At 48.7% G+C, this 11,726-nt stretch carries 9 protein-coding genes and 1 pseudogene; 7 read left to right on the top strand and 3 right to left on the bottom strand.

The genetic code is table 11. The annotated features are described in order from the left end of the window. Positions 1-43 precede the first annotated feature (43 nt). Positions 44-1,468: pseudogene (locus RGU75_RS12400) on the top strand (putative bifunctional diguanylate cyclase/phosphodiesterase); the annotation flags it as partial. Positions 1,469-1,520: 52 nt separating this feature from the next. Here RGU75_RS12400 and RGU75_RS12395 read toward each other — a convergent pair. Then, positions 1,521-2,210: a haloacid dehalogenase type II gene (locus RGU75_RS12395; RefSeq protein WP_322236344.1), complete on the bottom strand. Its 690-nt coding sequence runs from the start codon at positions 2,208-2,210 to the stop codon at positions 1,521-1,523. A gap of 378 nt (positions 2,211-2,588) precedes the next feature. Here RGU75_RS12395 and RGU75_RS12390 point away from each other — a divergent pair, with 378 nt between their 5' ends. The 5 genes from RGU75_RS12390 (at position 2,589) to ahpF (ending at position 7,139) form a co-directional block, all read left to right on the top strand. Beyond that, positions 2,589-3,212 carry a flavin reductase family protein gene (locus RGU75_RS12390; protein ID WP_322236342.1) on the top strand — a complete coding sequence of 208 codons (624 nt, stop codon included), beginning with the start codon at positions 2,589-2,591 and terminating at the stop codon, positions 3,210-3,212. Between the two features lie 164 nt (positions 3,213-3,376). Then, a complete protein-coding gene (locus RGU75_RS12385) occupies positions 3,377-4,063 on the top strand; it encodes a glutathione S-transferase family protein (RefSeq protein ID WP_322236340.1) in 687 nt (228 codons plus the stop codon). Positions 4,064-4,129: 66 nt separating this feature from the next. Continuing rightward, positions 4,130-4,606 (top strand): nuclear transport factor 2 family protein, encoded by a 477-nt coding sequence (locus tag RGU75_RS12380; RefSeq protein ID WP_322236338.1) that lies wholly within the window; start codon positions 4,130-4,132, stop codon positions 4,604-4,606. Positions 4,607-4,887: 281 nt separating this feature from the next. Next, positions 4,888-5,451, top strand: a complete 564-nt coding sequence (gene ahpC, locus RGU75_RS12375) for an alkyl hydroperoxide reductase subunit C (protein ID WP_322236336.1) — start codon at positions 4,888-4,890, stop codon at positions 5,449-5,451. 89 nt (positions 5,452-5,540) lie between these two features. Then, the gene (gene ahpF / locus RGU75_RS12370; protein WP_322236334.1) at positions 5,541-7,139 is read left to right on the top strand and encodes an alkyl hydroperoxide reductase subunit F; all 1,599 of its coding nucleotides are present in this window, start codon (positions 5,541-5,543) and stop codon (positions 7,137-7,139) included. 216 nt (positions 7,140-7,355) lie between these two features. Here ahpF and RGU75_RS12365 read toward each other — a convergent pair whose 3' ends face one another. Further along, positions 7,356-8,345, bottom strand: coding sequence for an MDR family oxidoreductase (locus RGU75_RS12365; RefSeq protein WP_322236332.1), 990 nt, complete (start codon positions 8,343-8,345; stop codon positions 7,356-7,358). 376 nt (positions 8,346-8,721) lie between these two features. Here RGU75_RS12365 and RGU75_RS12360 point away from each other — a divergent pair, with 376 nt between their 5' ends. Next, positions 8,722-9,396, top strand: a complete 675-nt coding sequence (locus RGU75_RS12360; RefSeq protein WP_322236330.1) for a DUF2076 domain-containing protein — start codon at positions 8,722-8,724, stop codon at positions 9,394-9,396. 135 nt (positions 9,397-9,531) lie between these two features. Here the strand turns inward: RGU75_RS12360 and RGU75_RS12355 are convergent, their stop codons facing one another. Continuing rightward, positions 9,532-11,673 (bottom strand): diguanylate cyclase domain-containing protein, encoded by a 2,142-nt coding sequence (locus RGU75_RS12355; protein WP_322236328.1) that lies wholly within the window; start codon positions 11,671-11,673, stop codon positions 9,532-9,534. Positions 11,674-11,726 lie beyond the last annotated feature (53 nt).

Genomic DNA, 11,726 nt, shown 5'->3' with positions numbered 1-11,726 from the left:
TTCTGGTCGGGCTTGAAATCGGTCACGATAGACCGGAATGAGCGGTCACGATGCGCCAGAATGGTCGGTCACGATAGACCAGAATCGGTGGTCACGATCGGCCAGAATACCCAAAATTTGGCAGTTGGCATTCTACGATCCTCTTACACGTCTGCCAAACCGCCGCCTTCTTATTGATCGGTTAGAACACGTCCAGGCTATCAGCACGCGTAATAAATTACACAACGCGTTATTATTTATAGATCTTGATAACTTCAAGACCATCAACGACACGCTCGGTCATGACAAGGGCGATCTTCTATTGCAAGAGGTCGCCAGGCGCCTTGTGAGTTGCGTACGCACTGCCGACACTGTCGCCCGACTAGGCGGGGATGAGTTTGTCATCATGATCAGTGAACTAAGCGAAAACCTTGAAGCGGCAGCAGTTCAGGTTGAACAAGTCGGCGAAAAAATCCTGATGCACCTGAATCAGCCGTATCAACTAGCTGATCACTTGTACCGCAGCACATCAAGTATCGGCGTCACGCTGTTCAGCGGACGGGACGAATCGACAGATGATCTGCTGAAACGCGCCGATCTTGCCATGTATCAGGCAAAGTCAGCGGGCCGTAACACTTTACGATTCTTCGAGCCCGATATGCAAGCAGCCGTTTCTGCCCGCGCAGAGCTTGAGATTGATTTGCGTCACGGGCAACAAGACGCACAATTTATTCTCTATTATCAGGCGCAGGTAGATCATAGCGGACGTTGGACCGGGGCCGAAGCACTGATACGCTGGCAGCATCCGAAACGGGGATTGGTGAGTCCTGCCGAGTTTATCCCGGCAGCTGAAGAGAACGGGTTAATCCTTACGTTGGGACGTTGGGTTCTGGAAACAGCCTGTTCCCAACTTGTCGTGTGGTCATTGCGACCGGAAACCTCGCACCTGACGCTGGCGGTCAACGTCAGTATGCGTCAGTTCAGACAACCAGACTTCGTCAAAGACGTCACGGAATTGCTAGAGCTGACGGGGGCTGATCCTCGCATGCTGAAGCTTGAGCTGACCGAAAGTATGCTGCTCGTGAACGTGGAAGATATTATCATCAAGATGAGCGCCTTGATCGCATTGGGCATCCGCTTCTCTTTAGATGATTTCGGGACGGGTTATTCGTCACTTTCCCATCTTAAGCGCCTACCACTCGATCAACTCAAAATCGATCAAACTTTCGTCAGAGATGTCCTTACGGACCCGAACGATGCCGCCATTGTTCGGACTATCGTGGCACTTGCGCAAAGTCTCGGTTTATCGGTTATCGCAGAGGGGGTAGAAACGGCATCACAGATGACGTTCCTTTCCAATAACGGCTGCAGTGCTTATCAAGGATATTTATTTAGCCGACCGCTTCCGCTAGAACAGTTTGAAGCCTTGCATCTAAAAGAGAATCACGCCAACGCTATCACTGATCTCAGCACTCCTTTGATACGATAAAACCATGGTACATTTACTAACACTTACCGAACGGGAGAACATCAAAAGAAGGTCACCGGGCGCCAACGATCCCCAGCAACTCTGACAAATTGATAATTTCACCGTCAGGCGTATCGGGAATTCTCTCCGCAGGTTGCGCAAAACGATTACACCAGATGACGCGAAAGCCAAATGCTTTGGCAGAATAAGCATCCCAGCCGTTGGAAGACACAAAACATATCTCACTCGGCATTAAGCCGAATTGGTCGACCGCCATTTGATACACAGACGGATGCGGCTTAAATATCCCTGCTTCATCCACTGACAGCACAGCGTCAAGTAAATGACCAATACCGGCATTGCTGACCGCGCTCGACAACATACCTGCCGAACCATTTGAAAGAATCCCACATCGTAAGCCGCTAGCTTTCAAGGCAACTAACGTACTCTCGACTTCAGGATAAGGGCGGAGTTGCAAATAAAGATCGAGTAACCGCTGACGCAAACCCGCATCGGTTACCTTTAAACTCTCTAGTGCAAAGTCGAGCGCATCACCGGTAACATCCCAAAAATCCGCGTGTCGTCCGGTCAGGCTGCGCAGCCACGTATATTGAAGCTGCTTGGTGCGCCACATGTCGGCCAGCGGACGCCATTTATCTCCCAGCATGTCTTGCACCTGTTCGGCTGCACTGTTGACGTCAAACAAGGTTCCATAGGCATCGAAAACACACGCTCGAATATTAGCGAGTTTGGTATCTGGCATAGCTTAATCCTTAAAAATATTGGGAAAATAAAGGGTGCATAAAGCAATCTTGCGATTTATAACCAAGCTTGCGGAACCTCACAGACCGCTTTTAGTGATCTCCACGAAGTACTCTCCATGATTACCCCGCGAATCAGATCGGTCATAGTGTTTTTCTTCACGCGCTAATACTATGCATGAAAACCGTTAACTTGGCATGACACTCGCCGTTTCGATATTACTGGTACGCTTACGTTCGCGCTATTCTAATAACCCCATCCACTACAATCCATTCTGCATATTAACGTTATCTTCCTAAAGCATATAAAAATGGTTGTGCACGGGTGACCACATTTCAGCAACACACCAGACCTAGACTGTAACAAGAAGCCATAGACCATGACAGATTCAATCCACTTCTACCAGCCATCGCAGGGCCATCGTCTGCCACATGATCCTTTCAATGCCATTGTCGGCCCACGCCCCATCGGCTGGATTTCATCGCAGGATGCCGACGGGAAACTTAATCTGGCACCGTATAGTTTTTTCAATGCATTCAATTACACGCCACCCATCGTTGGATTTTCCAGTATCGGACGCAAAGACACGCTTAACAACATCGAAGCCACTGGCGAATTCGTCTGGAATTTAGCCACCATGCCATTAGCAGAAGCCATGAACCAATGCTCGGCGCCAGTCGCTCCCACCGTCAGCGAATTTGAGCTAGCCGGACTTACGCCGGTCCGCTCAAACATAGTTGGCCCTCCACGCGTAGGCGAAAGCCCGGTCTCGTTCGAATGTAAATTGACCCAAGTTATCCAGTTACGCGGCGTGTCAGGAGCGGCGGTAGAGAGTTGGCTCGTGTTAGGCGAAGTCGTTGGCGTGCACATTAATACGGCACTACTGGTCGACGGCGTCTACGATACCGCCGCCGCTGAACCAATTCTGCGCGGCGGTGGGCCTGGCGACTACTTTCAAACCTTACCTCAAAGCTTGTTCCGCATGTATCGCCCGGGTCGTTAGAAGCATTGTTAATACCCGCATCCCAAAATTGACGGTAAGAATTTGGCTATCAGAAGGTGCGCTGAAGCGTTTCGGGGATGCGTGTATTATCAGCAGACACGGATTCGGCAGCACATATTTCCCATTGAGCAAGTTCTCAACATTAACCAGAAAAGGACATCATCATGATTCAGTTATATTTCCATCCTTCACCAAATCCACTCAAGGTGGCGCTTTTTCTCGAGGAGTCCGGCCTTCCCTATGAAGCGATTCCCATCGATACCCGCAAAGGCGAACAACACTTGCCGGCATTCCTTAAAATCAACCCAAATGCAAAGACACCTGCAATTGTTGATGGCGATGCGACGGTGTTTGACAGCAACGCAATCCTGCTATACCTGGCTGAAAAATCGGGTCAATTTCTGCCTGCAGATACACCGGCTGCGCGCGGTCAGATGTTGTCATGGTTGATGTTTGTCGCCAGCGGGATCGGTCCGTATTCTGGTCAGGCAGTCCACTTTAAACATTTCGCGCCTGAGCCGAAGGAATACGCGGTCAATCGTTACATCTTTGAAGCGGAACGCCATTACGCCATCCTTGAGGCGCAACTGGCAAAGCACCGCTATATGCTAGGCGACACCTATACACTAGTCGATATGGCGGTCTGGGGTTGGGCTCGCGCCGTTCCATTCATCCTTGGACCAGATGCATGGGATCAGCTCCCGAACTTGAAGCGCCACTTAGACGAAATCAACGCCAGACCGGCAGCGCAGCGCGCAGAGGCATTAAAAACAAAGTTCACCTTTAAGGCAGAGATGGATGACGATGCGCGCAAACAAATGTTTCCGCAAAATGCTCGCCTTAACGCTTGATTGGTATCCTGTTCTCAACACTGTTAGTTCGACCAATTCGCTTGGCTTCTTATATTGGAGTTTTGTATGACAGAGAACACGTCCAGGCCGCCGCTACCTCCGTTTACGCCCGAGACTGCACGCCAAAAAGTACGCGCAGCCGAAGACGGATGGAACTCACGCGACCCCGAGCGGGTCTCAATGGCCTACACCGAAGAAAGCAAATGGCGTAATCGGGCGGAATTTATTACTGGCAGAAAAGAGATTGCTGCGCTGCTCACACGCAAGTGGAATCGGGAGCTGGACTATCGTCTGATCAAAGAACTATGGGCGTGTGCGGACAACCGTATTGCAGTACGTTTTGCGTATGAATGGCACGACGATGCGGGCAATTGGTTTCGTTCTTATGGCAATGAAAACTGGGAATTCGATGCCCATGGTCTGATGGCTGTACGTCATGCCAGTATCAACGATCTCCCTATCAAAGAGACTGATCGTCAGTTTCACTGGCCATTGGGACGTCGTCCAGACGATCACCCGAGTCTCAGTGAACTGGGTCTTTAACAAAATTAATTAATTATTAATTAGCAATAGTAATAGCAACATCAGCGCAACATCAGCGCAACATTCTACAAAAAGGCCGTATCCCTCATGAGGAAAACGGCTTTTTTCATAGGGCGTATGGGATTTCGAAAAAGCGCTCGAAGATCGCATCATACGATCTTTAATCCCATCGATCGATAGCTAAAATTTATTAAATATAATTTAATAATTAATTTTACATATGGATCTGGATTCTTTACACTTCAGTCTTAATGATTCACAACCCCTTACAGGAAAACACAATGTCTCTCATCAATACCCAAGTAAAACCATTCAAAGCAACCGCTTACCAGAACGGCAAGTTCATTGACTTGACTGAAGAATCCTTCAAAGGCAAGTGGTCTATCGTTATGTTTTACCCAGCAGATTTCACTTTTGTTTGCCCGACAGAATTAGAAGATCTGGCCGATAACTATGCTGAATTCCAAAAATTGGGCGTTGAAGTCTACGGCGTATCAACTGATAGCCATTTTGCTCACAAAGCATGGCACGACACATCAGAAGCCATCAAAAAAGTGCAATACGCACTGATCGGTGACCCAACTGCTGTGTTGTCACGCAACTTCGAAGTGTTGATCGAAGAAGAAGGCATGGCACTGCGCGGTACTTTTGTGATCAATCCAGAAGGTCAGATCAAGGTCATGGAAGTGCATGACAACGGTATTGGCCGCGACGCTTCAGAATTGATGCGTAAAGTAAAAGCAGCACAATACGTCGCATCACATCCAGGCGAAGTTTGCCCTGCGAAATGGACTGAAGGCGCTGCAACATTGACACCATCGCTTGATTTGGTTGGCAAGATCTAAGATCCCACTCAGGGTCTACTAGCAACACCGACGCCGGTCGGGAATTGTCCAGACCGGCTTCAAAAATTATTTAAATAGAAAGCAACATCATGTTAGATGCAAATCTCAAAACCCAGTTGAAAACCTATTTGGAAAAGGTCGTGCAGCCGATTGAGATCATCGCGTCTCTCGATGATAGCGACAAATCCCGCGAATTGCAGGCCATGCTCCAGGAAATCCTCCTGTTGAGCGACCGCATTACGTTGGTTGAACGCACTGACGACGAAGAGCGCAAGCCGTCGTTTAGTATTAACCGCCCTGGAACAGATATCAGCGTACGTTTTGCCGGTATTCCGTTGGGCCATGAATTTACCTCGCTGGTTTTAGCGCTGCTACAAGTTGGTGGCCATCCAGTCAAGCTGGACGATGCTGTGATTGAACAAATCCGCAATCTGGACGGCGACTATCAGTTTGAAACCTATATTTCTTTGTCATGCCAAAGCTGCCCTGAAGTTGTTCAGGCGCTCAACGTCATGTCGATCATCAACCCGCGTATTCGCACTGTCACGATCGACGGCGCACTGTTTCAAAAAGAAGTCGAGAGTCGCCAGATCATGGCTGTACCGACTATGTATATGAACGGTGAAGTGTTCGGCCAAGGTCGTTCCGGCGTCGAAGAAATCCTCGCAAAACTGGATAGTGGTGCAAGTACACGTAAGGCCGAACAACTTAGCAGTAAAGAAGTGTTTGACGTATTGATCGTCGGCGGCGGACCTGCTGGCGCGGCTGCCGCAATTTATGCAGCACGTAAAGGCATCCGCACAGGTGTCCTGGCGGAGCGTTTTGGTGGTCAGGTTCTCGATACGTTGGCGATTGAAAATTTTGTCTCGGTGAAAGAAACCGATGGTCCGCATTTTGCGGTCGCGCTGGAGCAGCACGTTAAGTCGTACGAAGTCGACATCATGAACTTGCAACGGGCCACAAGTATGGTTCCTGGCAAGCTGATCGAAATCAAAACTGCAAGCGGCGCCATCTTGAAAAGCAAAACCGTTATTCTCGCCACCGGTGCACGCTGGAGAGAGATCAATGTTCCTGGCGAACAGCAATACCGTAACCACGGCGTTGCCTATTGCCCGCATTGTGATGGTCCGTTATTCAAGGGCAAACGCGTGGCGGTTATCGGCGGCGGCAATTCTGGTGTCGAGGCAGCAATTGATCTGGCTGGTATCGTCGGCCACGTCACCCTGATCGAATTCGGTGCAGAATTGCGCGCTGACGCGGTCCTGCAACGGAAACTGAAAAGTCTTGGCAACGTAACGATTCATACTTCAGCACAAACCACAGAAATCCATGGCGATGGCAAAAAAGTTAATGGCTTAAGCTACACCGATCGCGTGTCAGGCAACAGCAAAAAGGTTGAACTGGAAGGCGTATTCGTCCAAATCGGCTTGGTGCCAAACACTGAATGGTTAAAAGGTACGGTTGCTTTATCGCGTCATGGTGAGATCGAAATAGACGCAAAAGGTCAAACTTCTATTCCTGGTGTGTTTGCAGCGGGTGACGTCACAACGGTCCCATTCAAGCAGATCGTGATTGCCGTGGGCGAAGGTGCTAAAGCATCGTTGAGTGCATTCGATCACCTGATCCGGAATTCGTTTGATGACGAAGAAGTAGTTGCCCCTGCGGAGCAAGTAGCAGTTACCGCGTAACACTGTTACTGAGGATGTAAATAATCCTGGGACATTGTGCTTCTTATAGGTAGCAGATTATGTGGTTAAAGATCGTTTACTACGATTTAACTCAACGCAATTCCTACCAGAATGCCGGGCACGCCCGGCATTTTGACGTCTTGCTATCTTTTACATAGCTATCTATGACCTTGCTGATTATATCTAGCTTAAAAAGGTAAGCAGTCGCTGACCATCTCAGGCATTAACGTTCACCACCAGACGACCCCGTACTTTTCCTGCCAGAATTTCGGGTGCCTTAACCAGCGCCTCAGCAAGTGAAATCTCCTGCGTGATCGTGGCCAGTTTATCCAGGTCCAACTCATCGGCCAGACATTGCCACGCAGCGATGCGCTTATTCAACGGTGCCATCACACTATCGATCCCGATCAATTTGACACCGCGTAAAATGAACGGAGCAACCGACGCTGGAAAATCTAGCCCTTGCGCTAAACCGCATGCCGTGACCGTTCCACCGTAACAAGTTTGCGCGACGGCATTCATCAGCGTATGCGAGCCAACTGAATCGATGACTCCCGCCCAGCGCTCTCTTTGCAATGGTTTTCCCGGGGCTGATAAGGTTGCACGATCAATGATCTCCGTCGCCCCCAAAGATTTCAGATAATCGGACTCGTCCAACTTACCGGTTGACGCAACTACCCGATAACCCCAACCCGACAAAATGGCAATAGCAATACTTCCGACGCCGCCCGAAGCGCCGGTGACCAAAATCTCACCGTCGCCCTTATCGACACCTTGCTCTTGCAACGCAATTGCGCTCAACATCGCCGTGTAACCTGCTGTGCCGATCGCCATCGCCGTCCGTGCCGACATGCCTGCGGGTCGTTTAATCAGCCAATCGCCTTTCAGTTTGGCACGTTGCCCGAGGCAACCCATATGCGTTTCTCCAACACCCCAACCGTTGAGGATAAATGCGTCCCCCACTTTCCAATCCGGGTGGGAAGATGCAATCACTTCTCCCGCGCCATCAATGCCCGGCACCATTGGCCAGTTGCGCACTACCGGCGCTTTACCGGTAATCGCCAGGCCGTCTTTGTAATTAACGGTGGAATAATCAATACGGACCGTTACATCCCCATCTGCTGGTAATTGTTCATCGCTAATCTGAGTCAATTTGGCGCTAGTTGACCCATCATCATTCTTGTTAAGCAATATTGCATTAAACATGCTGCGGTCTCCGGTATTTGTGCGATGAAAGAACATCACATTGTCATTTTTTGTATGGTCAAAATAGGATAAATAAGTAGTTCAAAAAAGAATCAACTTTCCTTTTCCATAGGAGTCATCAGATTTAACAAAGACTCTGTTCGTAACGTTACCTCTGAATTATGTGGATCCATTGCGTGTTCGTCAAAGTGTTTTCGCCTCTAATTGAGTACTTAACAACGGCAGTTTCAATGGTCACGTTTTTTGGCTGGTACACGGAAGATAATTTCACCATAGCTAGCCAGAATCAAAGCAGCCCCCACCGACTCCCGGTTGCAAATAAAGCGCATAATATTGGTCGAAACTACTTCCCTTCGCTGCCAAAGGAGCAACAAACATGTCACCACAAGAAACCCAGTCGCTGCAGGCCTTTTTGAATCAGCTTATTCAGGTACGCGGCATTGCGAAAGATCCGCAAGCCGATGCGGTGATCAATAATGCTGTCGCACAACAACCGGACGCGGCCTACCTTCTCGTCCAGCGCACGCTATTGATGGAGCAAGCATTAAATACCGCAAAAACGCAAATCGCCACATTACAGCGCCAAATACAATCGCAAGCGCTGCAGGCTGCGCCAGCAGGCAATTTCTTCGATGCAAATGCCTGGGGTAATTCAGCGCCTGCGCCGACGACCCGCCCGGCGGCACCTATGATGGCTGCGCCAGCGCCGGTATATCAGCCAGCATCGACTATGCAAAGTGCCGCGCCAGCCGCATCACCGGGATTTTTTGGCGGTGGTGCTGGCAATATACTTGGGACCGTTGCTGCTACTGCAGCTGGCGTCGCGGGCGGTGCATTTTTATTTCAGGGAATTGAACATCTAATGCACCCGAACAGCGGTTCAGGACTAATGAATCAAAATGGCATGGTCCCATCAGCTGGAACTGTAGAAAATACCACCGTCAATAATTATTACGGCGACGATTCAAGCTCGGATAATTCGGACAGTAGCGCAGATGACATTGCTTCCAATGATAACGATACTGGCAACGATGATTCATCTGTCATTTAAGTCGTGTCTCTGAGTCCAGGTTTGACGGCAAGATACAGACCAATTCAAGAGATCTAAAGGGAATGAGGGCCGTAAGAAGAATCAAAAAAGTGCGATTCTTCCACATCGTCCTCTCAACTATATAATTTTGTGGGCCTAAGAGACGTAACGAAAATCGTTTTTAGTTCTTAGCCTCTCTTTCGCTTTGTATTCATAAAACTGAATGTTATTACGACCGCGTTGCTTGGCACGGTACATTGCCACGTCCGCACAATCGACTAGCGCATCAGCATCGGTCGCATCGCGGGGATACGAAGAAATACCGATACTGCATCCCAGAGTAATCTCTTTCTCATCAATGATTAATGGCGGACTCAATTTTTTCATAATACGCTCTATCGCACTCGAAATTTCCTCACCATGCGTGTGTTCTGCCAACACCAAAACAAATTCATCTCCTCCCAAACGCGCTACGGTATCGCTTTCACGGACAGCCGATTGAAGCCGTTTTGCAACCAAATTCAACACCTTGTCACCAGCTTTGTGTCCAAATGTGTCATTGACGCACTTAAAGTCATCAAGGTCGATAAACAAGACCCAGACAGCGTGTGTATAACGTGCCGCATAGGTCAATGCTTGCGCCAGACGATCATGCAGCAAGGTCCGATTAGGTAGCCCGGTCAACACGTCATGGAGTGAAAGATGTTTGATGCTTTCTTCGATTTTCCTACGTTCTGTAATATCCTTTCCCATTCCGTGATAACCGGTAAACGTGCCATGAACATCGAACTGCGGTTCACCCGAGACGCTTAACCATTGAGGATTGGCAGGATCAAATAAAATTTGGAATTCAAAATCGGAAAACGTTTGATGAGCATTCAATATTAGCCGATGGGCTGCCCATTGGTCTGGAGTCAAGTTAGTCGGCATATCCCACCGTGGACGTCCAACGTATTGCTGAATATGTTGGCCACAAAGCGTCGTCAATGCATTCGAAATAACGACAAAACAAAAACTCTCATCTTGCTCCCAATGCCAATCTGATGACAAGTCCACCAACTGGCGGAAACGTTTTTCGCTTTTTACCAACTCTGCGGTCCGGTCTAAGACGCGTTGCTCCAGCGCTGCATTAGCTTCTCTTATCTCCAGTTCTGCTTGTTTTCGACCAATAATTTCATTTTTCAATGTCGCGTTAATACTTTCTAGTTCCGCTGCACGATCTTCCCGTGCCTGTATCGCCTCTTGCAGCGCATTTGCCATGTGATTTAATGAGCGGCCAAGTACGCCGAACTCATCTTTACCAGTGTAAGTACGAGTACGCAGATCACCGGCGGTGATACGCTTGGCGAAGATTATCATTAGGCCGATCGCCGTCGTAATCCGTTGCGACACCTTCCATGCCATCAAGATGCCAAGAAAGATAGCAATCACACCAACTGCCTCGATCAATCTCTCGGTCCGCATTGCCTTTCTGAGAATCATATTTTGGGTCACGTTGCTTTTAGTCAAAGCGTCAGCTAACAAGTTTTCCAAATAGGGTTCGATAGTCTGGGCTGCAGCCAGATAGCGACGTTTTTCACGCTCGATTTGCAGATTTGTTTCTACGTAATTTGAAAAATGTATTTCGTAAAGGTCCGCTAACTCAAATAATTTTTTCTCGCGATCACCCTTTACTGCCAAAGAAACATCTTTTCTAAATTTGGTTAGCGCCAATTGAACAACTTGATTGTCAATACTGCGACCACGCCACAAATAATCCTTTTCATGTCGACGTATCGTCAAAATGTCGATTATAAGTAAGGGTTCCTTGTCTCGATTTAGCAGCGCCTCCATCTGCCGGCCCATATCCCTGAATTCACCCTCTAGACCGGTATCGATATACCCTAATCGCCCGTGCAGATTTACGACAGTGACAAAAGATTTTTCGTAATTATCGATACCGTCCACTGCCAACCTAAGTTGTTCTAGCGAACGTGGAGCGGTTACTAAATGGCGAATATCCTCAAGCGACTGCCGAGCATCAGCCAGATTGGCTTGCATCAGCATCACGTAACGCGACTTAGCTTCCTCAAAGCCGAACTCATGATATGTCATTAAAAATGCTTTTTCGTAACGCCGCGCGTTCATCATCGATACGACGCTCTTTTGACTCAAACCAGCAGTTTTGATATCGACGGCCAAAAGTTTGTTGAAATCTCCAACCGTCGTACGCTCTGCCGAAATAGCAAACGCAAGAACAATCGCAAAAAGTCCCAGAACCACACCAAAACCAGCCGCTAGAGAGCCGCTTAAACTCATGGAAGGTACTGTGCAAAACGTCCAAAATTTCCGAAGTAGCGCTACTATAAGCC

The sequence above is a fragment of the Glaciimonas sp. CA11.2 genome (assembly GCF_034314045.1).
Lineage (GTDB): Bacteria > Pseudomonadota > Gammaproteobacteria > Burkholderiales > Burkholderiaceae_D > Glaciimonas.
Note: the sequence above shows the minus strand (reverse complement) of the source record. Positions and strands in the feature narration are given on the sequence as shown.

Bases quoted from the DNA above. Each gene is read 5' to 3' on its own strand.
- ahpC (WP_322236336.1), top strand. From the start codon at position 4,888: ATGTCTCTCATCAATACCCAAGTAAAACCATTCAAAGCAACCGCTTAC.
- RGU75_RS12395 (WP_322236344.1), bottom strand. From the start codon at position 2,210: ATGCCAGATACCAAACTCGCTAATATTCGAGCGTGTGTTTTCGATGCC.
- RGU75_RS12380 (WP_322236338.1), top strand. From the start codon at position 4,130: ATGACAGAGAACACGTCCAGGCCGCCGCTACCTCCGTTTACGCCCGAG.
- RGU75_RS12355 (WP_322236328.1), bottom strand. From the start codon at position 11,673: ATGAGTTTAAGCGGCTCTCTAGCGGCTGGTTTTGGTGTGGTTCTGGGA.
- RGU75_RS12390 (WP_322236342.1), top strand. From the start codon at position 2,589: ATGACAGATTCAATCCACTTCTACCAGCCATCGCAGGGCCATCGTCTG.
- RGU75_RS12360 (WP_322236330.1), top strand. From the start codon at position 8,722: ATGTCACCACAAGAAACCCAGTCGCTGCAGGCCTTTTTGAATCAGCTT.
- ahpF (WP_322236334.1), top strand. From the start codon at position 5,541: ATGTTAGATGCAAATCTCAAAACCCAGTTGAAAACCTATTTGGAAAAG.
- RGU75_RS12365 (WP_322236332.1), bottom strand. From the start codon at position 8,345: ATGTTTAATGCAATATTGCTTAACAAGAATGATGATGGGTCAACTAGC.
- RGU75_RS12385 (WP_322236340.1), top strand. From the start codon at position 3,377: ATGATTCAGTTATATTTCCATCCTTCACCAAATCCACTCAAGGTGGCG.